This is a genomic window from Delftia sp. NA_296.1 (assembly GCF_052692095.1).
The window spans coordinates 441,605-466,618 of the sequence record NZ_JBQZGF010000002.1 but is presented as its reverse complement, the minus strand read 5'-3'; the positions used below and the strand labels follow the sequence as shown (position 1 = coordinate 466,618).

Here is a 25,014-nt window from a genome sequence, read left to right as displayed (position 1 = left end):
AGACGGCAGATGAAACAACGACTTCATACCATCGCCCTCGCGGCGGCCCTGCTGGCGGCGGGGCAGGCGTCCTGGGCCGGAGAGGCGGAAGCCAAGAAGTGGATCGACGCGGAGTTCCAGCCCAGCACGCTGTCCAAGGACCAGCAGATGGCCGAGATGAAGTGGTTCATCGAGGCGGCCAAGAAGCTGCAGGCCAAGGGCGTCAAGGAGATCGCCGTGGTCTCCGAGACCATCACCACGCACGAGTACGAGAGCAAGACGCTGGCCAAGGCCTTCACCGAGATCACGGGCATCACCGTCAAGCACGACCTGATCCAGGAAGGCGACGTGGTCGAGAAGCTGCAGACCTCGATGCAGTCGGGCAAGTCCATCTATGACGGCTGGATCTCCGACTCCGACCTGATCGGCACGCACTACCGCTACGGCCGCATCATGAGCCTGACCGACTACATGGCCGGCGCGGGCAAGGACTTCACCAATCCGGGCCTGGATATCAAGGACTTCATCGGCACCAGCTTCACCACCGCGCCCGACGGCAAGCTCTACCAGCTGCCCGACCAGCAGTTCGCCAACCTCTACTGGTTCCGCGCCGACCTCTTCGAGCGCAAGGACCTCAAGGACAAGTTCAAGGCCAAGTACGGCTACGAGCTGGGCGTGCCGCTGAACTGGAGCGCCTACGAGGACATCGCCGAGTTCTTCACCAACGACGTCAAGCAGATCGACGGCAAGCCCATCTACGGCCACATGGACTACGGCAAGAAGGACCCGTCGCTGGGCTGGCGCTTCACCGATGCCTGGCTGTCCATGGCCGGCGCGGCTGACAAGGGCATTCCCAACGGCATGCCCGTCGATGAATGGGGCATCCGCGTGGCCGACGACAAGTGCACGCCCGTGGGCGCTTCGGTCTCGCGCGGGGGCGCCACCAACTCGCCGGCCGCCGTGTTCGCGCTCACCAAGTACGTGGACTGGATGAAGAAATACGCGCCCAAGGAAGCCATGGGCATGACCTTCGGCGAGTCCGGTCCCGTGCCGGCCCAGGGCCATATCGCGCAGCAGATCTTCTGGTACACCGCCTTCACGGCCGACATGACCAAGCCCGGCCTGCCCGTGGTCAATGCCGACGGCACGCCCAAATGGCGCATGGCGCCCGGCCCCAACGGCCCGTACTGGAAGGACGGCATGCAAAACGGCTACCAGGACGTGGGCAGCTGGACCTTCTTCAAGGACCATGACGCCAACCGCACGGCCGCCGCCTGGCTCTACGCGCAGTTCGTCACCGCCAAGACCACCAGCCTCAAGAAGACCATCGTCGGCCTGACGCCCATCCGCGAAAGCGACATCCGCTCCAAGGCCATGACCGACATGGCGCCCAAGCTCGGCGGCCTGGTCGAGTTCTACCGCAGCCCCGCCCGCGTGGCCTGGACGCCCACCGGCAACAACGTGCCCGACTACCCCAAGCTGGCCCAGCTGTGGTGGAAGAACGTGGCCCAGGCCGTCACCGGCGAGAAGACGCCCCAGGGCGCCATGGACAACCTGGCCGAGGAAATGGACCAGGTCATGTCCCGCCTGCAGCGTGCCGGCATGGCGCACTGCGCGCCCAAGCTCAACCCCAAGGGCGACCCGGCCAAGTGGCTCAGCGACAAGCAGGCGCCGTGGAAGAAGCTGGCCAATGAAAAGCCCAAGGGCGAGACGATTGCGTATGACACGCTGCTCAATGCCTGGAAAAACGGCAAGGTGAGGTGACACCCCCTGAGCCGCTGCGCGGCTTCCCCCCGTGGCACGGCGCCTCTCTACCCGCTTCGCGGGGGAGGGGGACGACGCCCTCGCCGCGAGGCGGCTCTTGCTTGGCGTCCCTGAGTTGGGCCGCGCCGGTTTTGGACGGCATGCGCTGTGCTGGCATCGCAGTCCATCGTTGGGGCTTCCTGGGTCGCCAAAAACATGAAACGAAAGATAGCGAAGAAAAAAATACAAAAACGAGCGAAAATAGCGGAAAACCCGATTCCGTCCCCTTCGCATTGGGCGCAGGCGTGGCGTCCCGGGTGCTGACATGGCGGCTACATGGCGCCCTGTTAACTTGCCCCACATTCCTTCGTCGAAGATCCATGTCCCTCGCTGCTTCCCCTCTGCCCACCGGCCGCGCCGCCCTGCTGGAACGCCTGGCCCAGCCTGAAACCTACGATCTGGCCATCATCGGCGGCGGTGCCACCGGCCTGGGCGTGGCCCTGGACGCGGCGGCGCGCGGGTTCAAGGTCGTGCTGGTGGAGTCGCATGACTTCGCCAAGGGCACGTCCTCGCGTGCAACCAAGCTGGTCCATGGTGGCGTGCGCTACCTGGCCCAGGGCAACATTGCCCTGGTGCGCGAAGCGCTGCATGAGCGCACCACGCTGCTGCACAACGCGCCCCACCTGGCGCAGCCGCTGGCCTTTGTCATGCCGTCCTACAAGCTGCTGGACACGCCGTTCTACGGCATCGGCCTCAAGATGTATGACGCGCTGGCCGGCAAGGCAGGCCTGGGCGCCACCGAATTCCTCTCGCGCTCCAGCACCGTCAAGTGTTTGCCCACCGTGCGCCAGCAAGGCCTCAAGGGCGGCGTCAAATACTGGGACGGCCAGTTCGACGATGCCCGCCTGGCGCTGGCGCTGGCCCGCACGGCCGCTGCCAAGGGCGCGCTGCTGGTCAACTACTGCCCCGCGCTTGAACTGCTGCATGAAGGCGGTAAGGTCGCCGGCCTGGTCTGCGAAGACACGGAATCGGGTCGGCGCTTCACGCTGCGCGCCAAGTGCGTGGTCAACGCCACCGGCCCCTGGGTGGACCTGTTCCGCCAGCAGGATGCCGAGGCCCAGGGCCGTCCCGTCAAGCCCATGGTCGCGCCCAGCCAGGGCGTGCACGTGGTCGTGGACCGCGACTTCCTGCCCAGCGATCACGCCCTGCTCGTGCCCAAGACGGCTGATGGCCGCGTGCTCTTTGCCGTGCCCTGGCTGGGCAAGGTCATCCTGGGCACCACCGACACCCCGCGCAACGACCTGGCACGCGAGCCCCTGCCGTTCCCCGAGGAGCTGGACTTCATCCTCACCGAGGCCGGACGCTACCTCACGCGCCAGCCCACGCTGGCCGACGTGCGCAGCATGTGGGTCGGCCTGCGCCCGCTGGTCAAGCCCCAGGACGACGACGGCGAGAACACCAAGAAGATCAGCCGCGAGCACACGGTCATGTCCAGCCGCACCGGCCTGGTCACCGTCACGGGCGGCAAATGGACCACCTACCGCGCCATGGCCGAAGACGTGCTCTCCGAGTGCTTTGCCATCGGCCGCCTGCCGCACCGCCCCGGTGGCGTCACGGCCCGCCTGCCGCTGGCTGGCGCCCCGGCCGAGTCCGCCGTGCACCACCGCATGAACCAGGTTCAGGGCCTGCATTCCTATGGCACGGAAGCCTCGGCGGTGGAGGCGTTGCCGGGCAACGACGAATGGCTGGCAGACGGCCTGAACGAAGCCATGGTGCGCTTTGCCGCGCGCTTCGAATACGCGCGCACCGTGGAAGACGTGCTGGCGCGCCGCAGCCGCCTGCTGTTCCTCGATGCGCGCAAGGCCGCCGAGGTGGCGCCGCGCGTGGCAGCCATCCTTCAGGAGGAGTTGGGGCAGGACGCCGGCCTGGCGGACTTCATGCCGCTGGCGGCCCAGTACCTGCCGGCCTGATCGCGGCTGAAGTCCCTCTCAAGCAAAACGCCCTGCACTGCAGGGCGTTTTGCTTTTGGAGGCAGATGCAAGCCAAGGAAAGATTGTCAAAATTGATGGATATCTATCTTTGATTGTTTTTATGAATCAGAATGCTGCCCATGGCATCTTGTAGCGGTGCCAGCGAACAGCAGCCAGCACAAGGCTGACGAGGGAGGGGGAATGATGAAGAAAGCGCTTGAAAGTCCGTTTTCCGCAGGGCAAGGGCCGTGCCCGAGCCCAACGCGGTGGCCCCAAGCCGCTGCGATGTCTGCGCCGCCGTAGTACGCGAGGCCAGCCCGCAGCAGACGATTGCGTTGAGTCTGCCACCCTTTGCCGAGCCCGCCAGGCTCGGCTTTTTTATGGGCGTTTCCGATGGTGTGCGGCCATCGGCAGGCCCAGCTTGCTCCTGGGTTGATAGCGCTCTTGTGGGGGTTGCGCAACGCTGCTGGCCAGGGGTGGAAAAGGCAGCTAAGGGTTTGACGCGCAAAGGAATTTCTGGGACAATCCCATGCTTCACGTGAAAATCGTGAAGTTATCTGCCCAGTGGAAGCGCCGAGAAATGGTTTTCGGCGTGGACGACGGGCCCAAGACTGACTGGCTGCTCGCGGCCCTTGAGAAGACTCTGGGGCTGTCGAGTGTTTGCTGGAGCAAGTTGGGAATATTGAAATGATCCAAACAGAATCTCGGTTAGAGGTTGCCGACAACACCGGCGCGAAGTCTGTTCAGTGCATCAAAGTGCTGGGCGGTTCTCATCGTCGCTATGCGAGTGTTGGTGACATCATCAAGGTGACCATCAAGGAAGCTGCACCGCGTGGACGCGTCAAAAAAGGCGAGGTCTACAGCGCGGTCGTGGTGCGTACGGCGAAGGGTATTCGCCGTGCTGATGGCTCGCTCGTCAAGTTCGACGGCAACGCCGCCGTTCTGCTGAACGCCAAGCTGGAGCCTATCGGCACCCGCATCTTTGGCCCCGTGACTCGTGAACTGCGCAACGAAAAGTTCATGAAGATCGTGTCCCTGGCACCTGAAGTTCTCTAAAGGAAGCACCATGAACAAGATTCGCAAGGGCGACCAAATCATCGTGCTGACCGGCCGTGACAAGGGCAAGCAAGGCGTGGTCTCGGCTCGCAAGGACGACTCCCACCTGTTGATCGATGGCATCAACATGGTGAAGAAGCACGTCAAGCCGAACCCCATGAAGGGCACCACCGGCGGTATCGTGGAAAAGGCCATGCCTATCCACCAATCCAACGTGGCCATCTTCAATGCAGCGACCGGCAAGGCTGATCGCGTGGGCATCAAGGTGCAGGCCGACGGCACACGCGTTCGCGTGTTCAAGTCCAGCGGCGCCGAAATCAAGGCGGCCTAAGGGGTAACACATGGCACGACTGCAAAAACTGTATCGCGAAAAGATCGCGGCTGAACTCAAGGAAAAGTTCGGCTACACCTCCTCCATGGAAGTGCCCCGTCTGACCAAGATCACCCTGAACATGGGTGTGAGCGAAGCCGTGGCCGACAAGAAGGTGATGGACAACGCCGTGGCTGACCTGACCAAGATTGCTGGTCAGAAGCCCGTGGTGACCAAGGCCAAGAAGGCTATCGCCGGCTTCAAGATCCGTGAAGGCCAGGCCATTGGCTGCATGGTGACCCTGCGTGGCGTTCAGATGTATGAATTCCTGGACCGTTTCGTCACCGTGGCTCTGCCCCGCGTGCGTGACTTCCGTGGTATCTCCGGCCGTTCTTTCGACGGTCGCGGCAACTACAACGTCGGCGTCAAGGAACAGATCATCTTCCCCGAAATCGAGTACGACAAGGTGGACGCTCTGCGTGGTCTGAACATCAGCATCACGACGACAGCTCGGACCGACGATGAGTGCAAGGCACTGCTCGCCGCTTTCCGTTTCCCCTTCAAGAACTGAGGTGGCGCATGGCTAAAGTTGCATTGATCCAGCGCGAACTCAAGCGCGAAAAGCTGGCAGCCAAGTACGCTGCCAAATACGCAGAACTGAAGGCAATCGCCGCTGACGCAAAGCGCAGCGACGAAGAGCGCGACGCCGCTCGCCTGGGCCTGCAGAAGCTGCCCCGTAACGCGAACCCCACTCGCCAGCGCAACCGCTGCGAGATCACGGGTCGTCCCCGTGGCACCTTCCGTCAATTCGGTCTGGGCCGCGCCAAGATCCGTGAACTGGCCTTCGCTGGCGACATCCCCGGTGTCACCAAGGCCAGCTGGTAAGCAAGCAGGAGAGATTAAACATGAGCATGAGTGATCCCATCGCTGACTTGCTGACCCGCATCCGCAATGCACAAATGGTCTCCAAGACCACCGTGACGGCTCCTTCCTCCAAGGTCAAGGTTGCCATCGCCCAGGTGCTGAAGGATGAAGGCTACATCGACGGCTTCCAAGTGAAGACCGACGCTGGCAAGTCCGAACTCGAAATTACCCTGAAGTACTACGCCGGCCGTCCGGTGATCGAGCGCATCGAGCGCGTGAGCCGTCCCGGCCTGCGCGTGTACAAGGGCCGTGACGCAATCCCCCAGGTCATGAACGGTATGGGCGTTGCCATCGTCACCACTCCCAAGGGCGTGATGACGGATCGCAAGGCACGCGCCACTGGCGTGGGCGGCGAAGTGCTGTGCTACGTGGCCTAACGGACATTAAGGAGAAATACTGAAATGTCTCGCGTAGCAAAGACTCCCGTGGCCATCCCCGCAGGCGTGGATGTGTCCATCAAAGACGACCAGATCAATGTGAAGGGCACCGGCGGCACGCTGTCGCAAGCCCAGAACGTTCTGGTGAAGATCTCCAACAACGAAGGCAAGCTGTCTTTCGAGCCCGTCAATGACTCGCGCGAAGCCAACGCCATGAGCGGCACCATGCGTCAGCTGGTGAACAACATGGTGGTGGGCGTGAGCAAGGGCTTCGAGAAGAAGCTGTCGCTGGTTGGCGTGGGTTTCAAGGCTTCGGCCTCGGGCTCCAAGCTGAACCTGGCGATCGGCTTTTCGCACCCGGTGAACTTCGAAATGCCGGCCGGCATCACTGTCACCACCCCCACACCGACCGAAATCTTGGTCAAGGGTGCTGACCGCCAGGCCGTTGGCCAAATGGCTGCTGAGATCCGTGCCGTTCGTCCTCCCGAGCCCTACAAGGGCAAGGGCATCCGTTACTCGGATGAGAAGGTCGTGATCAAAGAGACCAAGAAGAAGTAAGGAGCTGCATTATGTTGACCAAGAAAGAGCAGCGTCTCCGTCGTGCCCGCCAGACCCGCATCCGCATTGCACAGCAAGGCGTGGCACGTCTGAGCGTGAACCGTACGAACCTCCACATCTACGCAAGCGTGGTGTCGGAAGACGGCACCAAGGTGCTGGCTTCGGCCTCCACCGCCGAAGCCGAAGTGCGCACCCAACTGGGCGCCATCGGCAAGGGTGGCAACGTGGCTGCCGCTACGCTGATTGGCAAGCGCATTGCCGAGAAGGCGAAGGCTGCCGGCGTGGAGAAAGTGGCTTTCGATCGCGCTGGTTTCGCATACCACGGCCGCGTGAAGGCTTTGGCAGAAGCCGCTCGTGAAGCCGGCCTGCAGTTCTAAGCGGAGCGGATAGAAATGGCAAAGTTTTCTCCCAAGGTGCAAGACGAAGGTCGTGACGACGGTCTGCGCGAAAAAATGATCGCGGTGAACCGCGTCACCAAGGTTGTGAAGGGCGGTCGTATCCTCGGCTTCGCTGCACTGACCGTGGTTGGCGATGGTGATGGCCGCGTTGGCATGGGCAAGGGCAAGTCGAAGGAAGTGCCTGCAGCCGTGCAAAAGGCGATGGAAGAATCCCGTCGCAACATGATCAAGGTGTCTTTGAAGCACGGCACGATCCATCACACCGTGATGGGTCAGCATGGCGCAGCATCCGTGATGCTGAACCCCGCTCCCAAGGGTACCGGCATCATCGCCGGCGGCCCGATGCGCGCCGTTTTCGAAGTGCTGGGCATCACCGACATCGTGGCCAAGAGCCATGGTTCGTCGAATCCCTACAACATGGTCCGCGCGACTTTTGACGCTCTGAAGCACTCCACGACCCCTTCGGAAGTGGCAGCCAAGCGCGGCAAGTCGGTTGAAGACATCTTCACCGCCTGATCGGAGTCAATCACATGACAACGCAACAAACCGTGAAGGTGCAACTGGTGCGCAGCCCCATTGGCACCAAGGAATCGCACCGCGCCACTGTCCGTGGCCTGGGCCTGCGCAAGCTGAACAGCATCAGCGAACTGCAGGACACGCCTGCCGTGCGCGGCATGATCAACAAGATCAGCTACCTGGTCAAAGTTCTCTGAAAGGATTGATGATGGAACTCAATAGCATCAAGCCTGCAGAGGGCTCCAAGCACGCCAAGCGCCGTGTCGGTCGCGGCATCGGCTCCGGCCTGGGCAAGACTGCCGGCCGTGGTCACAAGGGTCAGAAGTCGCGTTCGGGTGGCTACCACAAGGTGGGCTTCGAAGGCGGTCAAATGCCTCTGCAGCGCCGTCTGCCCAAGCGTGGCTTCAAGTCGCATCTGCTGAAGTTCAATGCAGAAGTGACCCTGTCCGCTCTGGAACAGCTGGGCCTTGCCGAAGTCGATCTGGCAGCTCTGAAGCAAGCCGGTCTGGTTGGTGAAATCGCAAAGGTGGTCAAGATCATCAAGAGCGGTGAAATCAGCAAGGCTGTCAAGCTCAACGGCATCGGCGCTACCGCCGGCGCCAAGGCTGCCATCGAAGCTGCCGGTGGCAGCATCGCCTGATTAATGATCTGAAAGAAGACATCCGTGGCTACTAGCGCAGCTCAAATTGCAAAAACCGGAAAATTCGGCGATCTTCGCCGCCGTCTGGTTTTTCTGTTGCTCGCGCTGGTCGTTTACCGAATCGGGGCTCATATCCCCGTGCCGGGCATCGATCCAGCGCAGCTGCAGCAGCTGTTCAATGGCCAGCAGGGCGGCATTCTCAATCTGTTCAACATGTTCTCGGGTGGGGCGCTCTCGCGCTTCACGGTGTTCGCACTGGGGATCATGCCGTACATCTCGGCATCGATCATCATGCAGCTCATGACCTACGTGGTCCCTACATTCGAGCAGCTGAAAAAGGAAGGTGAATCGGGTCGTCGCAAGATCACCCAGTACACCCGCTACGGCACTTTGGGCCTGGCGATTTTTCAGTCCCTGGGAATTGCCGTGGCTCTGGAAAGCTCCGCAGGTCTGGTTCTGAGCCCTGGCTTCGGCTTCCGCCTCACGGCGGTGGTCAGCCTGACGGCCGGCACCATGTTCCTGATGTGGCTCGGTGAACAGATCACGGAACGTGGTCTGGGCAACGGCATCTCGATCCTCATCTTTGGAGGTATCGCCGCAGGTCTGCCGAGCTCCATCGGTGGTCTGCTGGAGCTGGTGCGCACCGGTGCCATGAGCATCCTGGCCGCGATCTTCATCGTTCTCGTGGTGGCAGCCGTGACGTACTTCGTCGTGTTTGTCGAGCGGGGACAACGCAAGATCCTGGTGAACTATGCGCGTCGTCAGGTGGGTAACAAGGTGTATGGTGGCCAGTCTTCGCACTTGCCGCTGAAGCTGAACATGGCGGGGGTCATTCCTCCCATCTTCGCTTCCTCGATCATCTTGCTGCCGGCGACCGTTGTGAACTGGTTCAGTGCAGGGGAATCCATGCGCTGGCTGAAGGACATTGCTAGCACGCTGACCCCCGGTCAGCCGATCTATGTGATGCTCTACGCCACTGCCATCATCTTCTTCTGCTTCTTCTACACGGCCCTGGTGTTCAACAGCCGGGAAACCGCCGACAACCTGAAGAAGAGTGGTGCCTTCATCCCCGGGATCCGTCCCGGTGACCAGACGGCCCGCTACATTGACAAGATCCTGGTTCGCCTGACCCTGGCTGGCGCGGTGTACATCACATTCGTGTGCTTGTTGCCCGAGTTCCTGATCCTGAAGTACAACGTTCCGTTCTACTTCGGTGGCACATCACTGCTGATTATTGTGGTGGTGACCATGGACTTCATGGCCCAGGTGCAGAACTACATGATGTCGCAACAGTACGAATCGCTCCTCAAAAAGGCGAACTTCAAAGCGACACTTGGCAATTGAACTAAGTGATGGGCCTGGCCGGCGGTGCCGGCGGGTCCAGTAAGAGTTAGTAGACGCCCACTCGATCTATCCATCGCGGGCATGTTTCCCGGTCGATAGGCCGTAACGGATGTAGAGTTTTAGGAGAATGAAATGAGAGTTTCGGCTTCGGTCAAAAAAATCTGCCGTAACTGCAAGATCATCCGCCGCAAAGGTGTGGTGCGAGTGATCTGCACGGACCAGCGCCACAAGCAGCGCCAGGGTTGATAGGAAAGTTTGAGGACGAATAATGGCACGTATCGCTGGCATTAACATCCCGCCGCATCAGCACGCTGAAATCGGCCTGACCGCTATCTATGGGATCGGTCGCACCACTGCACGCAAGATCTGCGAAGCCGCTGGCATCGCATATTCCAAGAAAATCAAGGAACTGACTGACGGTGATCTGGAAAAGATCCGTGATCAGCTGACTTCCCTGACTCTGGAAGGTGATCTGCGTCGCGAAACAACGATGAACATCAAGCGTTTGATGGACATCGGTTGCTATCGCGGTTTCCGTCATCGTCGTGGCCTGCCCATGCGTGGTCAACGTACCCGCACGAATGCACGTACCCGCAAGGGTCCGCGCAAGGGTGCCGCGGCTTTGAAGAAATAAAGAGATTGAAAGATCACTATGGCTAAGTCTCCCGCAAACAACGCTGCACAGCGCGTTCGCAAGAAAGTCCGTAAGAACATTTCGGACGGCATTGCCCACGTGCACGCTTCGTTCAACAACACGATCATCACCATCACCGACCGCCAAGGCAACGCTCTGTCGTGGGCCTCGTCGGGTGGCCAGGGCTTCAAGGGTTCGCGCAAGTCGACTCCCTTCGCTGCCCAGGTGGCTTCGGAAGTGGCTGGTCGTGCTGCCATCGAACAGGGCATCAAGAACCTGGACGTCGAAATCAAGGGTCCCGGTCCTGGCCGTGAATCCTCGGTTCGCGCCCTGGGCGCCCTGGGCATCCGCATCACCTCCATCGCGGACGTGACGCCGGTTCCCCACAACGGCTGCCGCCCTCAAAAGCGCCGTCGTATCTAAGCTTTTTCACCAAGCCCACCGCCGCCCAGATGTGTAACATCGCGGGCGGCTCCCGTGCTTGTGCACGGCAGATGACACAAAGGAAATCAAGTGGCACGCTATATCGGCCCCAAGGCCAAACTCTCCCGCCGTGAAGGCACTGACCTGTTCCTGAAGAGCGCACGTCGCTCGATCGCCGACAAGTCCAAGTTCGACACCAAGCCCGGCCAGCACGGCCGCACTTCCGGTCAGCGTACTTCCGACTTCGGCCTGCAGCTGCGTGAAAAGCAGAAGGTCAAGCGCATGTACGGCGTGCTGGAAAAGCAATTCCGCCGCTACTTCGAAGCCGCCGACAAGAAGAAGGGCAACACCGGTGCCAATCTGCTGTCGCTGCTGGAGTCGCGTCTGGACAACGTGGTGTACCGCATGGGCTTCGGCTCGACCCGCTCGGAAGCGCGTCAGCTGGTGTCGCACAAGGCCATCACGGTCAACGGCCAATCCGTCAACATCCCTTCCTACATGGTGAAGGTGGGTGACGTGGTCGCCGTGCGTGAAAAGTCCAAGAAGCAGGCCCGCATCGTCGAAGCCCTGCAACTGGCTGGTCAAGTCGGTTTCCCCGCATGGGTGGAAGTGTCTGCCGACAAGGCTGAAGGCACGTTCAAGAAGTCGCCTGACCGCGACGAGTTCGGTGCAGACATCAACGAATCCCTGATCGTTGAGTTGTACTCGCGTTAATTCCGCGCAGCGACATTTCTGTAAAACCGTCCCCCAGCCGCGAGGCATCGCGCTGGGGTGCTTCACCAGCCTTACCGGTGTAACGAGCCGGGGGTATTGAGAGGAAGTCTGCATGCAAACCAATTTGCTGAAGCCCAAGACGATCAATGTCGAGCAGCTTGGCCACAATCGCGCCAAAGTTGTTCTGGAGCCGTTTGAGCGTGGCTACGGCCATACGCTGGGCAACGCCCTGCGCCGTGTCCTGCTCTCGTCCATGGTGGGTTACGCAGCGACGGAAGTGACGATTGCTGGTGTGTTGCACGAGTACTCGTCCATCGACGGTGTCCAGGAAGATGTGGTCAACATCCTGCTGAACCTCAAGGGTGTGGTGTTCAAGCTGCACAACCGCGATGAGGTCACGCTCTCGCTGCGCAAGGATGGCGAAGGCGTCGTGACGGCGCGCGACATCCAGACGCCCCACGACGTGGAAATCATCAACCCTGATCATGTCATCGCCAACCTGTCGCAAGGCGGCAAGCTGGACATGCAGATCAAGGTGGAGAAGGGCCGCGGCTATGTGCCCGGCAACGTGCGCCGCTATGGCGACGAGTCCACGAAGTCGATCGGCCGCATTGTGCTGGACGCTTCGTTCTCGCCCGTCAAGCGCGTGAGCTACGCCGTCGAATCGGCCCGCGTTGAACAACGCACCGACCTCGACAAGCTGGTGGTGGAGATCGAAACCAATGGTGCGATCACTGCCGAGGACGCCGTGCGCGCATCCGCCAAGATCCTGGTGGAACAGCTCGCCGTGTTCGCTCAGCTGGACGGCGGCGATATCGCCAGCGTCTTCGATGCTCCGGCCGGTGGCCGTGGTGCCGCAACCGCCTTTGATCCCATCTTGCTGCGTCCCGTGGACGAGCTGGAACTCACCGTGCGTTCGGCCAACTGCCTCAAGGCAGAGAACATCTACTACATCGGCGACCTGATCCAGCGTACCGAAAACGAGCTGCTCAAGACCCCGAACCTGGGTCGCAAGTCGCTCAACGAGATCAAGGAAGTCCTGGCTTCCCGCGGTCTGACGCTGGGCATGAAGCTCGAGAACTGGCCGCCTGCTGGCCTGGAAAAGCGCTAAGCACTATAATTGCAGGCTCTCCTTTTTGGAGAGCCTCAGTGCCTCGGGCAGTACCTGATACGGCTGCACGAATTAATCAACAACTTGCGCAAATTCGGTTGAGGCAAGCTGCAGATCCGGTAACGGGTCCAGGCTTGCATCCTTGTTTGCGCAAGCCCTAATTACATATTTTAGGAATAAAGCACCATGCGTCACGGTCACGGCCTCCGCAAACTCAATCGCACCTCTTCGCACCGCCTGGCGATGCTGAAGAACATGATGAATTCGCTCATCGAGCACGAAGCCATCAAGACCACCGTTCCCAAGGCCAAGGAACTGCGCCGCGTGATCGAGCCCATGATCACCCTGGCCAAGGTCGACACCGTTGCCAACCGCCGTCTGGCATTTGACCGCCTGCGTGACCGCGACAGCGTGACCAAGCTCTTCAACGAGCTGGGCCCCCGCTTCGCAAAGCGTCCTGGTGGCTACACCCGTATCCTGAAGATGGGCTTCCGCGTGGGCGACAACGCTCCCATGGCCTTCGTGGAACTGGTCGAGCGCGCTGAAGAAGGCGCCGCCGAAGCCAAGGCAGCTGAATAATCTGCTATAATTTTGGAATACCGCGCGATGGAGCAGTCTGGTAGCTCGTTGGGCTCATAACCCAAAGGTCGGAGGTTCAAATCCTTCTCGCGCAACCAAATTGAAAAGGGCTACGACACTGTCGTAGCCCTTTTTTCATGCCCTCGCGCCAGGGCAAAGGCTATGCTGACAGCCCGGCATCAGCCGCCCAGCTGGTTGCCGATGCGCTGGCCCAGCCGCAGGCGCACGCGGTGGGCGATTTCCTGGGCGACCTCGGGGCTGAGCACTTCGCTGATGTGCAGCAGCTCGGTGTAGTGCATGCACAGAAGGCCGCGCAGGGTCTTGAATGCGGCCTCGTGCTCGGCGCCGCAGACGTTGGCGTCATTGGCCAGCACGCGCTCCACCACGCCGGCCTGCAGCAGCGGGATCTTGCAGATGACGGCGTGGCGGGCGATCTCCAGGTCGATTTCCTGGAGCCGGCATTCCCATTCCTCGGGCAAGAATCGGTTGGCTGGCATGTCGGCTTTTCTCCTTTTTTCACTGCATGGGTACACCGGGGCGAAAGGCACCCGGTCTGGGGATGCTGTCATGTGAGCGGGGCTCGGTGGCCTGGGTCGCCAGGTTTACTGGCCCGGCCTTGATGCCTGTCAAACTTCGGTGGCGCAGGCGCCCGCTGGAAGCCGGGCTCATGCTGCACTGCATCATGATGTCAGTCATGCGGCGCGGCCGCCAGTGCCCGTGCAGGCTGGTGGGCTTTTGCTCCCGGCAGGCCATGCTCTCTCGGCGCCGCTCCGGCAACGCAAAGGATCCACATGCTCGAGAAGATCGCCTCGCTGTTCCGCTATTTCAAGGCGGCCGTGCCGTTCCGGCTGGTGCCGGCACTGATTGCCACCGCCGTGCTGTTCGGCCTGCTGCTGATGCCCGTGCCCGAGGGACTGACGCCCAAGGGCTGGCAGCTGGTCGCCATTTTCCTGACCACCATCGTGGCCATCATCCTCAAGGTCATGCCCATTGGCGTGATGGCCTTGATGGCCATCGTCATCGTCTCGCTGTCCCAGGTCACCTCCGGCTCGTCCAAGGGTGCCATCACCGATGCGCTGAGCAGCTTTTCCAGCCCGCTGATCTGGCTGATCGTGGTGGCCATCCTGATCTCGCGCGGCCTCAAGAAGACGGGGCTGGGCAGCCGCATCGGCCTGATGTTCATCGCCCTGCTGGGCAAGCGCACCATTGGCATCGGCTACGGCCTGGCGATCTGCGAGCTGGTGCTGGCACCGTTCACGCCCAGCAACACGGCGCGCGGCGGCGGCATCGTGCACCCGATCATGAAGTCCATCGCCAATGCCTTCGAGTCGGACCCGGCCAAGGGCACGCAGGGCAAGGTGGGCACCTACCTGGCCCTGGTCAACTACCACGCCAATCCCATCACCTCGGCCATGTTCCTGACCGCCACCGCGCCCAACCCGCTGGTGGTGGATTTCGTGGCCAAGGCCACGGGCCAGGCCCTGCACCTGAGCTGGACCACCTGGGCGCTGTACATGCTGCTGCCGGGCCTGCTGTGCCTGCTGCTGATGCCGCTGGTGATCTACCTGCTGTCGCCGCCCGAGCTCAAGGCCACGCCCAATGCCGTGGAGTATGCGCGCAGCGAGATGGCGCGCATGGGGCCGCTGTCGGGCAAGGAGCGCGTGATGCTGGGCACCTTCGGCCTGATGCTGCTGCTGTGGGCCAACGTGCCGCAGATGCTGTTCGGCCCGGCCTTCGTGCTGGACCCCACGGTGGTCGCCTTCCTGGGCCTGTTCGTGCTGATCATCACGGGCACCATCGACTGGGATGACGTGCTGTCCGAGAAAAGCGCCTGGGATACCCTGGTATGGTTCGGCGCCCTGGTCATGCTGGCCGAGCAGCTCAACAAGCTCGGTGTGGTGTCCTGGTTTGCCGTGGGCATGAAGAACGCCATCGTCGCCAGCGGCCTGGACTGGCTGCCGGTGGCTGCCATCCTGGTGGGCGTGTTCGTGTTCTCGCACTACCTGTTCGCCAGCACCACGGCCCACATCAGCGCGATGATGCTGGCCTTCCTGACCGTGGGTGCGCAGCTGATTCCGGCCGACTATGTCGTGCCCTTCATGCTGATGATGACGGCCGGCTCGGCCATCATGATGACGCTGACCCACTACGCCACCGGCACTTCGCCCATCATCTTCGGCAGCGGCTATGTCACGCTGGGCAACTGGTGGCGCGTGGGCGCGGCCATGTGCGTGATCGAGCTGCTGATCTTTGCCGTGGTCGGCAGTGTCTGGTGGAAGCTGCTGGGCCTGTGGTGAGGGCGGGCGCCCTCAAGCCGTGGTCCGTGGCTCGCCCAGCGACAGCATGAGCCGGTTGGCCCAGTTGAAGAAGGCCGTGCCGTGCAGCACATCGGAGATGGCGGCATCGTCCAGGCCTGCGGTGCGCAGCGCATCGATGTGGGCGGGCTCCAGCGCAGGCGGCGTCTGGGTCAGCGCCACGGCCGCCGTGACGATCGCGTTCCAGCGCGGGCCCAGGTCCGTGCCCGGGCCTTCGTCGAGCAGGCGCTGCACGTCGCCGCCCCTGCGCGAGAAGTGCGTGGCAAAGCGTGCGTGCACCGAGGCGCAGTAGATGCAGCCATTGGCGCGTGAGGTGGCCGCAGCGGCCAGCTCGCGCTCGGCACGCGGCAGGCCGGCGTCGGGGTTGTAGAAGATGTCCTTGTCGGTGCGCGTGCGTGCGCCCAGCGTGTCGGGGTCGCGCGCCAGCAGGCGGAAGTAGGGCGACTGCGCGCGTGAGGCATCGACCAGGCCTGCATGGTGGCGTTCGGTCAGCTCGCTTTCGTCCAGCGGTTCGATCCATGGCAGCCAGTCGAGCTGTTCCTGGGTGAAGACCTGGGGAGCGGCGGAGTTCGTTGAGGTCATGGCTGGGCTTGCAGGGTGGTGGGTTGATGGGCTGCCGGGGGCGCGGGGCGTGCAGCCAGCACGCGCAACCCCGCCACCACGCGGATCTGGAAGGACAGGAAGGACGCCAGCTGGGACAGGATGACGATGTCCGTCTCGCTCCAGCCCGCCTGTTGCAGCGCCTGCAGGGCCCCGGCGCTGGCGTCGCGCGGGTGGTAGGCCAGCAGGTGGGCATGGGCCAGCGCCGCGGCCAGGCGCGCGCCCAGCAGTGCGGCGTGGGCCGGGTCCACGGCATAGGCGGGGCCGGGCTGGTCCTCGCGGCTCAGCGGGCCTGCCGGGTAGCTGCCGTAGGGGCCGTGCGGGCCGCTGCCGGCCTGCAGGCTCTGGGCGCGGCCACGCACCACTTCGGACGCCACCACGGCGGCCAGTTCCGCATCCTCGGTGGCCAGCGCGCGTGTATAGAAGACGGCGCTGCGCGGCTCGCCATGCAGCCCGGCCGTGAAGGCGGCCAGGGCCAGCCGCTCGCGCAGCGAGACCGTGCCGGGCACGGGCTCGGCAGGCGTGAACAGGGCGGCAAAGCTTTGCTGGGCCTGCGTGCGTGCCTCGGTGCGGTGGCGGCGCACGCGGTCCAGGGCGCTGCCGGGGGTGATGTCGGCGAGGTGGTCGATCACGTCGCCGGGAAAGCGGGGCGTTGCGGTGGTGTTCATGGTCATGCGGCTTGCAGCAGTCCGGCCCGGACTGCCGGGAGGGAAGAGGGCGCTGGGGTGGACGTGGATGTGGACTCATCGGCACGGCGCCAGCCCAGGGCCGGGGCCACATGGGCGGCCGTCAGTTCGATGGAGCGCAGGATGGCGGCGTGCGGCGGGTCGATGGAATGCACCTGGAAGACGATGTCGCTCACGCGCGCCAGCGCCGTGTCGGAGCGCAGCGAGGCGATGACCTCGTCGGGCGTGCCCACATGCACGTCGTAGGCGGCGATGAGATCGGCCAGCGGCGCCTGCGGATCGACACGGGCCGCCCACTGCGAGGGCTGGGCCGCATGGCGCAGGGCCACGCGGCGCAGGCCGGCCTCGGCCCAGCGCAGCGCCTCGTCTCGGCGGTCGGCCACGAACAGCGTGCGCGAGCCCAGGATGCGCGGCGCCCGCCCTGCGGGCAGGCGGGCGAGGTAGGCGTCGATGATGGGGTTCTGGATCTCGGACAGCGTGGCCTGCGGCGCGCCTTCGGGCCGTGGCTGGGTGCGCGACAGCATCAGGCCGTCGCCGTTGGCACCGGCCCGCGCGCCGCCCTCGGCCGAGAACGTGGCCTGCCAGACGCGCTCCAGCAGCTGCGGCGCGGCCGGGTACAGGTGCACGCCGCCGGCCAGCGCACGCCCGGCCCAGGCGTCCTGCAGCACGCCGAAGTTGCGTGCGAAGACTGCGCCGCGCTCGGCGCCCTGCACGCCAAAGGCCTCGAAGGATTCGGCCGTGCCGCCCGTGCCCAGGCCCACCTCCAGGCGGCCGCCGGTCAGCAGGTCCAGCACGGCCGCGTCCTCGGCCACGCGCAGCGCGTTTTCCAGCGGCAGCGTGATCACGCCCGTGCCGATGCGGATGCGCCGCGTGCGCGCCGCCACATGGGCGAGAAAGACGAAGGGCGAGGGCAGGCCGCCCTCGCTTTCATGGAAATGGTGCTGGGCCACCCAGGCCGAGTCGAAGCCCTGGGCCTCGGCATGGGCGATCTGCTCGGCCACCAGGCGGTAGCGCTCGCCGGCCGGCGCGTCGTCGAGCAGGCGGCTGAAGAAGCCCAGGCGTGGGCCGTTGCGGGAGCCGTGGCCACGGTTGGTATCAGGCGGGGTGAGGGACAAAATCAATGCTCCTTTTGCCGGGAATGGCGTCCATGAGTTCGCGCGTGTAGTCGCTGGTGGGGCGCTGGAACACTTCCTCCACGCTGCCCGCGTCCACCACCCGGCCCGCGCGCAGCACCGACACCGTGTCGGCAATCTGGCGCACCACGGCAAGGTCGTGCGAGATGAAGAGATAGGTCAGCCCCAGGTCCTGCTGCAGCTGGGCGAGCAGGGCGAGGATCTGCGCCTGCACCGTCACGTCCAGGGCCGATACGGCCTCGTCCAGCACCAGCACCTGCGGCTGCAGCACCAGGGCGCGCGCAATCGCCACGCGCTGGCGCTGGCCGCCCGACAGCGCATGCGGGCGCCGCTGCAGCACGCCGGCCGGCAGGCCCACGCGCTCCAGCATGTCGTGCACGCGCTGGCGGCGCTCATCGGCCGGCAGCGGGTCGAAGTTCAGCAGGGGCTCCTCGATGATGTCGAACACGCTCTGGCGCGGGTCCAGAGAGCTGAACGGGTTCTGGTAGACCAGCTGCACGCGGCGGCGCAGCTGGCGCAGGGCCTCGCCGCGCAGGCCCGTGACCTCGGTGCCTTCGATGCGGATGCGGCCCGCCGTGGGCCGGCCCAGGCCCACGATGGCGCGGATGGTGGTGGTCTTGCCCGAGCCCGACTCGCCCACGATGGCATGCGTGCTGCCCCGGCGCACGCGCAGCGACACGCCGTCCACGGCGCGGAAGATGCCGCGCCCGTGGGCCGAGGCATGGCCGGGCGCCGCGAACTCGTGCACCAGGTCCTCGACCTCGATGGCCCAGTCATCGGCCGTGGCGGGCCTGGGCGTGCGGCGCGGCGCGGGCGCCAGCGAAGGCGCATCGGCCAGCAGCCGCCGCGTATAGGCGCTTTGCGGATTGCGCAGCAGCTCCAGCGTGGGGCCCTGCTCCTGGATGCGGCCGCCCTGCATGACGACCAGGCGGTGCGAACGGTCGGCCGCCACGCCCAGGTCATGCGTGACCAGCAGCACGGCCGTGCCGGTCTCGCGGCGCAGCGCGTCGATCAGGTCCAGGATGCGCCGCTGCACGGTCACGTCCAGCGCGCTGGTGGGCTCGTCGGCAATGATGAGGGCGGGCCGCAGCGCGATGGCGATGGCGATCAGCACGCGCTGGCGCATGCCGCCCGACAGTTCGTGCGGATACTGGCGTGCGCGCAGCGCGGGCTGGGACAGGCCCACGCGGGCCAGCAGCTCCAGCACGCGCGCCTCCACGGCCGTGCGGTCGCGCAGTCCGTGGATGCGCAGGATCTCGCCCACCTGGTCGCCTACCGTGCGCACGGGGTTCAGCGACATGGTGGGGTCCTGCGGCACCAGGCTGACCACGCGGCCGCGGATGGCGTTCCAGCGTGCGGCCGGCCACTCCGAAACCTCGGTGCCCTGCAGGCGGATGCTGCCGTGCTCGCGGTGGCCGTTGTCGGCCAAAAGGCCGATCACGGCCTGGGCCGTGGTGGTCTTGCCCGAGCCCGATTCGCCGACCAGGGCCACCACCTCGCCCGGCGCCACGGAAAACGACACGCCGTGCACCACGCGCTGCGCCTGGCCTGCGGCATCGCGGTAGGCCACGGCCAGGTCCTGCACTTCGAGCACGGGGGCGGTGGTTGCCACTGCTGGTGCGGCGTGGATGCGTTCCTCGATGGCGGCGCTCATGCAGGCCTCCGTGCGAAGGCCGTGGCGATGCGGTTGGCCGCCAGCACCACGGCCACCACGATCAGGCCCGGCGCCGTGGTCAGCCACCAGGCGGTGGCGATGTAGTTGCGGCCCTCGGCGATCAGCAGCCCCCATTCGGGCGTGGGCGGCGGCGCGCCGTAGCCCAGAAAACCCAGGGTGGAAATCGCAAGGATCGCCGAGCCGAACTGCAGCGCCGCCATGGCGATGACCGACGTCAGCGAGTTGGGCAGCACATGGCGCCACAGCACGGCGGCAAAGCGCCCGCCGCTGCCAAAGGCGGCCTCCACATAGTCGGAGCGGCGCACGCGCACCACCTCCGAGCGCACCAGGCGCGCGAAGCTGGCCACCGAGACCACGCCCACGGCAATGGCCGCGTTGATGGTGCCAAAGCCCAGCACGATGATGATGGTCAGCGACAGCAGCAGCGAAGGCACGGCCAGCAGCACATCGACCAGGCGCATCAGCGCATCTTCCGTGCGCCCGCCCGTGGCCCCGGCCAGCAGGCCGATCAGCGTGCCCACGGCCAGGCCCACGCCCACGGCCACGAAGGCGCCCGACAGCGAATGCACGGCGCCATGCACCACGCGCGCCCACAGGTCGCGCCCCAGCGCGTCCGTGCCCAGCCAGTGCGCGGCGCTGGGCGCCAGCAACTGCTGGCCGGCCTGGCCCGCGATCGGATTCTGGTGGGCAAACCAGCCGGGCGCCAGCGCCCACAGCGCGGCCACGGCAATCACCAGCCAGGCCAGGGCCAGCGTGGGCGGCAGGCGTTTCAGGGATTGCAGGCGGGCCGGCAAGGCGAAGCTGCGGCGCGGGGCGGCTGGCGCAGGGGCCGGGGACGACGCTGGCAGCGCCGTGGGAATGGGAGTAGGAGTGGCGGGCGCGGCCTGGGCATCCAGGGCTGGGGAAAGAGCGCTTGAGACGGCAGTGTTCATGGCCGGTTCTCCACGGAATGGCGCAGGCGCGGATCAAGCAGCGGGTACAGCAGATCCACGGCGAGGTTGATGAGTACGAAGGCGGCGGCCGAGACGACCACCACGGCCTGGAGCACGGCCGTGTCCTGGTTGCCCACGGCCTGCTGGGTCAGCGTGCCCAGGCCGTTGAGGCCGAACACGGCCTCCGTCACCACGGCGCCGGCCAGCAGCTCGCCGAACAGCACGCCGGCAATGGTCAGCGTGGGCAGCAGGGCATTGCGTGCCACATGGCGCAGCAGCACCCAGCGGCGCGAGGCGCCCTTGGCCCGTGCCACGGCCACGAAGGGCTGGGCCAGCACGGCGTCGATATTGCGCAGCAGCACCTGGGCCAGCGGCGCCGAGATCGGCACGGCCAGGGTCAGCGTGGGCAGCACCAGTCCTTCCCAGGGGCCGGGATTGATCACGGCGATCCAGCCCAGGCGGAACGACACCACCTGGATCAGCATGATCCCCAGCCAGAACACGGGCACCGAGACAAAGACCGAAGGCAGCGAATACAGCGCGTTGCGCAGCCAGGCAAAGGGCGCCAGGCTGGCAGCCGCCGCCAGCGCCACGGCCAGCAGCGCGGCTGCGGCAAAGCCCAGGGCCGCGAGCTTGAGCGTGGGCGGCAGGCTGGTGGCCAGGCCCTGGCTCACCGGCACGCCGGCCTGCAGCGAATAGCCGAAATGGCCCGTGAGGAACTGGCCCAGCGTGTGCAGGTACTGCTGCCACACGGGCTGGTCCGAGCCGTAGGCGGCGCGGATGTCGGCGATCTCCTGCGGGCCCAGGCCCAGCTCGGGGTTCAGGAACTTGATCAGTACGGCATCGCCCGGCAGCAGCTGCAGCAGGATGAACGAGACCGTGAAGGCCGCCCACAGCACCAGGGCGGCCTGGGCGATGCGGCTGAGCAGATAGCGGCGCGGCATGGGAGTGGTTCCTCAGGGAGCGTTCCGGTCAGCGCTTGGCCAGCCAGGTGCTGTAGAAGCTGGGCCGGCCCACGGCCTCGAAGCCCACGTCGCGCACCCAGCCCGCGCCCGCAAAGGCCTGGGGTTCCTCGAAGATGGGGATCACATAGGCCTGGTCGATCAGGTAGTTCTGCACCTCGCCGGCCAGCGCCAGGCGCCTGGCGGCATCGGTCTCGGCCGCGATGGCGTCGAACAGGCCGTTGAGCTTGGTGTCCTCGAAGGATTTCACCTTCTGGCTCACGCCGCCCTTTTGCAGCAGCACGTTGCGGTTGGTCGGGTAGTAGTTGCTCTTGATCACGTCGGGATCGGCGCGGCCCACCATGCCGGGCAGAACGCCGGTCTTGTCGGGGTCCAGCGTGTCCACCGCGCGGCTGCCCGCGTCGCCCGACAGCACGTTCAGCTTGACGCCGATGCGCGCCCACTGCTGGGCCACGAGCTGCAGCGTCTCCTTGTTCTGCGGCTGGGGCAGGGACTCGTAGGTGGAGAGCACGAAATCGCGGCCGTCCTTCTGGCGCAGGCCGTTGGCGCCCAGCGTCCAGCCGGCCTCGTCCAGCAGCTGTTTCGCCTTGGCCTCGTCATAGGCCAGCTTGGCCGACAGGTCCACGAAGCCGGCCGCCGTGGAGGCAATCACCGAGCGCGCCTGCGGATAGCGCGGCGAGAACAGCGTCTCCACGATCTCCTTGGCATTGGTGCCGTGCAGCAGGGCCTGGCGCACCTTGAGATCGGCCACCAGGGCGTTGTCCGGGCGGATGGCCACGCTGTTGTTCACGCCGCGCGTGGGCGGGGCGTAGATGCTGAACTTCTGGTCCTCGACGCGCTTCTCGTCATAGGCCTGGATCTGGCGGATCAGCCCGGCCTGCCCGGCCAGCAGCGCGCCGATGCGCACGCTGTCCTCGGGCGTGACGATGAACTTCACCTCGTCCAGCCGCGCGCGGCCCTGGTGGGCCAGCTTGGCGGGACCCCAGGCATAGTCCTTGCGCACCTTGAGCACCAGCTCCTTGCCCAGCGTCTCGCTGGCCACCACGAAGGGGCCGGAGCCGATGATGCGCGTGGCGTCGCCCAGCTCCTCGAAGGGGCGGTCCAGCGTGGCCGGCGAGACCAGGCCCGAGCCGATCACCGAAGTGCCCTGCAGGAAGCCCGGCGAAGGCTTTCTGAAGAAGAACTTCACCGTCAGCGGGTCGACCACCTCGCTGCGCTCGTAGTTGTTGATCACCTCGGACACCGGCTGCTTGAGCGCCTTGTTGCCCAGGCCATAGGTGTCGAAGTTGCGCGCCACGGCCGCAGCGTCCAGCGGCGTGCCGTCGGAGAAAGTGACGCCGGGCCGCAGCTTGAAGCGGTACTCGGTGGCGTCGGCATTCACGGTCCAGGACTCGGCGATCCAGGGCTGGATCTCCAGCGTCTTCGGGTCCTGGTAGGTCAGCTTGTCGGTGATCTGGTTGAGCACGCCGCCGTTGGGATAGAAGCCTCCGGCCGGCGGATAGAGGTTGGTATGGGCCTGCTGCTCCAGGTAGACCAGGGTGCCGCCTTCCACGGGGCCAGCAGCCGCGCCCGCCTGGGCCGTATCGGCCTGCCTGGAGCACGCCGCCAGCAGCAGGCTGCTGCCCGCCAATACCGCTATCGCGGCCTTCCATGCCACCTGACCCGCCTTCGATTGGGAAAACACGTTCGTACCTCGCCGCCGCTGGGGCGCTGAAAAACAAGACTGCCGGCCACAAGACCGGCTCCATGTTTTTCATGCTATCGATGCCAAATATTTGCGCTCATATATCGAGTTGCATCGTTATTTGGAAAACGACTAAGGGATGGGAGCCCCGCATATCTGCCCAGTGCATAAGCGCAGACGGATTCGTTTGTTTGCCGCGCATGCGGCGGTCCCAACAATGGGCTGGTACTTCCTTCACCGAAAGCCCGTCCATGAGCCATCTCAACGAATACCTCGCCGAAAAGCGCGCCGCCGTGCTCGCCCGCAGCGCCGCCGTCGCGGCCGGCACGGCACAGCCCGCCCACCTCAAGGCCCATGTGCGCGCCGAGGGCCGCAGCGGCGTGCGCCGCCTGCGCATCCGCGAGCACCAGGTCATCAGCGACAGCCCGCCCGACTTCGCGGGCTACAACCTCGGCCCCAGCTCGCCCGAGCTGCAGCTGGGCGTGCTGGGCACCTGCGTGACCCACATCTTTCTGATCCAGGCGGCCGAGCGCCAGGTGCCCGTGGAGAGCCTGGAGGTCGAGGTCACGGGCATCATCGACCCGCGCGGCGGCAAGCCCGGCCACGAGGCCACGCCCATCTGGCCGCATGAGATCGGCTACACCGTGCACATCGACTCGCCCGCCAGCCGCGCCGAGATCGATGCGCTGTTCGAGGCCGTGGAGCGCACCTGCCCCATCCTCAACCTGCTGCGCAATCCGCAGAACATCCGCGCCGAAGTGCGCCACACCGACTCCAGCGCCGCCGCGCGCCTGGCAGCCTGAACACCGTGCGGAAAGCACCCCTGCCATGACCCTGCCACTCGACCACATCGTCATCGCGGTCCAGGACCTGGAACGCACCATTGCCGACTACACCGCGTTGGGCTTCAACGTGCTGCGCGGCGGCGAGCACCCGGGCCGCTCCACGCACAACGCCCTGGTGGTGTTTGCCGACGGCGCCTATTTCGAACTCATCGCCTGGCGCGCACCCGCGCCCGAGGAGCGCTGGTGGCAGCAGCTGCAGCGCCATGGCGAGGGCATTGTCGATTTCGCGCTGCTGCCCACCGAGACTGGCGCCGTGGTTGCCGCCGCCCAGGCGCGCGGCCTGGACTACGAGGCGCCCTACGAAGGCGGCCGCCTGCGCCCCGACGGCGCGCAGCTGCGCTGGCGCAATGCACGCGCCCGCAGCCAGGACCTGCCCTTTCTCTGCGGCGACCTCACGCCGCGCGCCCTGCGTGTGCCCGAAGGAGAGGCGCGCGTGCACCCCAACGGCGCCACCGGCGTGGCCCGGCTGTACGTGGCCGTGCATGACCTGCGCGCCAGCCTGGCACGCTGGCGCGCGCTGCTGGGCGAGGGCGCCGACATTGGCGAGGCCCGGCTGTCGGACGACGGCAGCGCCTACCGCGCATCGCTGAGGCTGGGCGCCACTGCGCTGGGCGCCACCGCGCTGGTGCTGGCTGCGCCTGCCCAGGGCGTTGCCACGGGCACCCTTGGCCACCGTCTGGCCACGCGCGGTGAAGGCCCTTATGCCATCGAGCTGGAGGTGCGCCAGCCCGCGTCTGCACTGGCGCTGGACGAGGCCGCCACGCATGGCGCGCGCATCGTGCTGGCCCAGGTTTCCCCGGCCAGGGAAACCGCCGCCGCCTAGGCGAAATGCGTGGGCGCTAGAATGGCGCCCCGCTGACACCCATGCCCACCCCGGTGGGCGTTTTCGTTGCAGCCGCGGCCTTC

At 65.2% G+C, this 25,014-nt stretch carries 30 protein-coding genes and 1 tRNA gene; 23 read left to right on the top strand and 8 right to left on the bottom strand.

Going from position 1 to position 25,014, the window contains the following annotated elements; genetic code table 11:
• Positions 1 to 9: 9 nt before the first annotated feature.
• The 20 genes from ACUTR7_RS06595 (at position 10) to ACUTR7_RS06500 (ending at position 13,374) form a co-directional block, all read left to right on the top strand.
• Positions 10 to 1,743 (top strand): ABC transporter substrate-binding protein, encoded by a 1,734-nt coding sequence (locus tag ACUTR7_RS06595; RefSeq protein WP_012202962.1) that lies wholly within the window; start codon positions 10 to 12, stop codon positions 1,741 to 1,743.
• A 359-nt stretch (positions 1,744 to 2,102) separates the two neighbouring features.
• Positions 2,103 to 3,692, top strand: coding sequence for a glycerol-3-phosphate dehydrogenase/oxidase (locus ACUTR7_RS06590; protein WP_012202963.1), 1,590 nt, complete (start codon positions 2,103 to 2,105; stop codon positions 3,690 to 3,692).
• A gap of 687 nt (positions 3,693 to 4,379) precedes the next feature.
• The gene (gene rplN / locus ACUTR7_RS06585) at positions 4,380 to 4,748 is read left to right on the top strand and encodes a 50S ribosomal protein L14 (RefSeq protein WP_012202964.1); all 369 of its coding nucleotides are present in this window, start codon (positions 4,380 to 4,382) and stop codon (positions 4,746 to 4,748) included.
• A gap of 10 nt (positions 4,749 to 4,758) precedes the next feature.
• Positions 4,759 to 5,079, top strand: a complete 321-nt coding sequence (rplX, locus tag ACUTR7_RS06580) for a 50S ribosomal protein L24 (RefSeq protein ID WP_012202965.1) — start codon at positions 4,759 to 4,761, stop codon at positions 5,077 to 5,079.
• Between the two features lie 10 nt (positions 5,080 to 5,089).
• The gene (rplE, locus tag ACUTR7_RS06575; protein WP_012202966.1) at positions 5,090 to 5,629 is read left to right on the top strand and encodes a 50S ribosomal protein L5; all 540 of its coding nucleotides are present in this window, start codon (positions 5,090 to 5,092) and stop codon (positions 5,627 to 5,629) included.
• An 8-nt stretch (positions 5,630 to 5,637) separates the two neighbouring features.
• The gene (gene rpsN, locus ACUTR7_RS06570; protein WP_012202967.1) at positions 5,638 to 5,943 is read left to right on the top strand and encodes a 30S ribosomal protein S14; all 306 of its coding nucleotides are present in this window, start codon (positions 5,638 to 5,640) and stop codon (positions 5,941 to 5,943) included.
• 20 nt (positions 5,944 to 5,963) lie between these two features.
• Positions 5,964 to 6,359 (top strand): 30S ribosomal protein S8, encoded by a 396-nt coding sequence (gene rpsH / locus ACUTR7_RS06565; RefSeq protein ID WP_012202968.1) that lies wholly within the window; start codon positions 5,964 to 5,966, stop codon positions 6,357 to 6,359.
• Between the two features lie 24 nt (positions 6,360 to 6,383).
• Complete coding sequence (gene rplF / locus ACUTR7_RS06560) at positions 6,384 to 6,917, top strand: 50S ribosomal protein L6 (RefSeq protein ID WP_013804444.1); 534 nt, start codon at positions 6,384 to 6,386, stop codon at positions 6,915 to 6,917.
• A gap of 11 nt (positions 6,918 to 6,928) precedes the next feature.
• Positions 6,929 to 7,294, top strand: a complete 366-nt coding sequence (gene rplR, locus ACUTR7_RS06555) for a 50S ribosomal protein L18 (RefSeq protein ID WP_012202970.1) — start codon at positions 6,929 to 6,931, stop codon at positions 7,292 to 7,294.
• A gap of 15 nt (positions 7,295 to 7,309) precedes the next feature.
• On the top strand, positions 7,310 to 7,831 hold the full coding sequence (rpsE, locus tag ACUTR7_RS06550) for a 30S ribosomal protein S5 (RefSeq protein WP_012202971.1): 522 nt from the start codon (positions 7,310 to 7,312) through the stop codon (positions 7,829 to 7,831).
• Between the two features lie 14 nt (positions 7,832 to 7,845).
• The gene (gene rpmD, locus ACUTR7_RS06545) at positions 7,846 to 8,028 is read left to right on the top strand and encodes a 50S ribosomal protein L30 (RefSeq protein WP_012202972.1); all 183 of its coding nucleotides are present in this window, start codon (positions 7,846 to 7,848) and stop codon (positions 8,026 to 8,028) included.
• 11 nt (positions 8,029 to 8,039) lie between these two features.
• Complete coding sequence (gene rplO / locus ACUTR7_RS06540; protein WP_012202973.1) at positions 8,040 to 8,471, top strand: 50S ribosomal protein L15; 432 nt, start codon at positions 8,040 to 8,042, stop codon at positions 8,469 to 8,471.
• Positions 8,472 to 8,495: 24 nt separating this feature from the next.
• Positions 8,496 to 9,815, top strand: a complete 1,320-nt coding sequence (secY, locus tag ACUTR7_RS06535; RefSeq protein ID WP_012202974.1) for a preprotein translocase subunit SecY — start codon at positions 8,496 to 8,498, stop codon at positions 9,813 to 9,815.
• Between the two features lie 132 nt (positions 9,816 to 9,947).
• Positions 9,948 to 10,061: a 50S ribosomal protein L36 gene (rpmJ, locus tag ACUTR7_RS06530; RefSeq protein WP_003050535.1), complete on the top strand. Its 114-nt coding sequence runs from the start codon at positions 9,948 to 9,950 to the stop codon at positions 10,059 to 10,061.
• Positions 10,062 to 10,083: 22 nt separating this feature from the next.
• On the top strand, positions 10,084 to 10,449 hold the full coding sequence (gene rpsM / locus ACUTR7_RS06525; protein WP_012202975.1) for a 30S ribosomal protein S13: 366 nt from the start codon (positions 10,084 to 10,086) through the stop codon (positions 10,447 to 10,449).
• A gap of 18 nt (positions 10,450 to 10,467) precedes the next feature.
• Entirely contained in the window at positions 10,468 to 10,872 is a 405-nt protein-coding gene (gene rpsK, locus ACUTR7_RS06520; RefSeq protein WP_012202976.1) for a 30S ribosomal protein S11, read from the top strand.
• Between the two features lie 90 nt (positions 10,873 to 10,962).
• Complete coding sequence (gene rpsD / locus ACUTR7_RS06515; RefSeq protein WP_012202977.1) at positions 10,963 to 11,586, top strand: 30S ribosomal protein S4; 624 nt, start codon at positions 10,963 to 10,965, stop codon at positions 11,584 to 11,586.
• 112 nt (positions 11,587 to 11,698) lie between these two features.
• Positions 11,699 to 12,697, top strand: coding sequence for a DNA-directed RNA polymerase subunit alpha (locus ACUTR7_RS06510; RefSeq protein ID WP_012202978.1), 999 nt, complete (start codon positions 11,699 to 11,701; stop codon positions 12,695 to 12,697).
• A gap of 186 nt (positions 12,698 to 12,883) precedes the next feature.
• The gene (rplQ, locus tag ACUTR7_RS06505) at positions 12,884 to 13,276 is read left to right on the top strand and encodes a 50S ribosomal protein L17 (protein ID WP_012202979.1); all 393 of its coding nucleotides are present in this window, start codon (positions 12,884 to 12,886) and stop codon (positions 13,274 to 13,276) included.
• Positions 13,277 to 13,297: 21 nt separating this feature from the next.
• Positions 13,298 to 13,374 (top strand) — tRNA-Met (locus ACUTR7_RS06500).
• Positions 13,375 to 13,455: 81 nt separating this feature from the next.
• On the opposite strand, the gene ACUTR7_RS06495 is transcribed toward ACUTR7_RS06500, so the two are convergent.
• Positions 13,456 to 13,773 (bottom strand): hypothetical protein, encoded by a 318-nt coding sequence (locus tag ACUTR7_RS06495; RefSeq protein WP_445608404.1) that lies wholly within the window; start codon positions 13,771 to 13,773, stop codon positions 13,456 to 13,458.
• A gap of 294 nt (positions 13,774 to 14,067) precedes the next feature.
• On the opposite strand from ACUTR7_RS06495, the gene ACUTR7_RS06490 reads away from it, so the two are divergent.
• The gene (locus tag ACUTR7_RS06490) at positions 14,068 to 15,573 is read left to right on the top strand and encodes a DASS family sodium-coupled anion symporter (protein ID WP_034389959.1); all 1,506 of its coding nucleotides are present in this window, start codon (positions 14,068 to 14,070) and stop codon (positions 15,571 to 15,573) included.
• Between the two features lie 12 nt (positions 15,574 to 15,585).
• Here ACUTR7_RS06490 and ACUTR7_RS06485 read toward each other — a convergent pair whose 3' ends face one another.
• The 7 genes from ACUTR7_RS06485 to ACUTR7_RS06455 are packed head-to-tail and all read right to left on the bottom strand — an operon-like array spanning position 15,586 to position 23,263.
• A complete protein-coding gene (locus ACUTR7_RS06485) occupies positions 15,586 to 16,173 on the bottom strand; it encodes an alkylhydroperoxidase domain protein (RefSeq protein WP_012202982.1) in 588 nt (195 codons plus the stop codon).
• Complete coding sequence (locus ACUTR7_RS06480; protein ID WP_445608403.1) at positions 16,170 to 16,865, bottom strand: CMD domain protein; 696 nt, start codon at positions 16,863 to 16,865, stop codon at positions 16,170 to 16,172. The genes ACUTR7_RS06485 and ACUTR7_RS06480 overlap by 4 nt, the downstream gene beginning before the upstream one ends.
• Complete coding sequence (locus ACUTR7_RS06475) at positions 16,862 to 17,992, bottom strand: putative FMN-dependent luciferase-like monooxygenase (RefSeq protein WP_034389965.1); 1,131 nt, start codon at positions 17,990 to 17,992, stop codon at positions 16,862 to 16,864. Before ACUTR7_RS06475 ends, ACUTR7_RS06480 begins: the two co-directional genes overlap by 4 nt.
• Positions 17,973 to 19,664 carry a dipeptide ABC transporter ATP-binding protein gene (locus tag ACUTR7_RS06470; RefSeq protein ID WP_445608402.1) on the bottom strand — a complete coding sequence of 564 codons (1,692 nt, stop codon included), beginning with the start codon at positions 19,662 to 19,664 and terminating at the stop codon, positions 17,973 to 17,975. The genes ACUTR7_RS06475 and ACUTR7_RS06470 overlap by 20 nt, the downstream gene beginning before the upstream one ends.
• On the bottom strand, positions 19,661 to 20,617 hold the full coding sequence (locus ACUTR7_RS06465; protein WP_428139453.1) for an ABC transporter permease: 957 nt from the start codon (positions 20,615 to 20,617) through the stop codon (positions 19,661 to 19,663). Before ACUTR7_RS06465 ends, ACUTR7_RS06470 begins: the two co-directional genes overlap by 4 nt.
• On the bottom strand, positions 20,614 to 21,561 hold the full coding sequence (locus tag ACUTR7_RS06460) for an ABC transporter permease (RefSeq protein WP_012202987.1): 948 nt from the start codon (positions 21,559 to 21,561) through the stop codon (positions 20,614 to 20,616). The genes ACUTR7_RS06465 and ACUTR7_RS06460 overlap by 4 nt, the downstream gene beginning before the upstream one ends.
• Before the next feature lie 28 nt (positions 21,562 to 21,589).
• Positions 21,590 to 23,263 (bottom strand): TIGR04028 family ABC transporter substrate-binding protein, encoded by a 1,674-nt coding sequence (locus ACUTR7_RS06455; protein ID WP_269197639.1) that lies wholly within the window; start codon positions 23,261 to 23,263, stop codon positions 21,590 to 21,592.
• 251 nt (positions 23,264 to 23,514) lie between these two features.
• Here ACUTR7_RS06455 and ACUTR7_RS06450 point away from each other — a divergent pair, with 251 nt between their 5' ends.
• On the top strand, positions 23,515 to 24,066 hold the full coding sequence (locus tag ACUTR7_RS06450) for an OsmC family protein (RefSeq protein ID WP_013804436.1): 552 nt from the start codon (positions 23,515 to 23,517) through the stop codon (positions 24,064 to 24,066).
• Positions 24,067 to 24,091: 25 nt separating this feature from the next.
• On the top strand, positions 24,092 to 24,931 hold the full coding sequence (locus tag ACUTR7_RS06445; RefSeq protein ID WP_445608401.1) for a VOC family protein: 840 nt from the start codon (positions 24,092 to 24,094) through the stop codon (positions 24,929 to 24,931).
• Positions 24,932 to 25,014 lie beyond the last annotated feature (83 nt).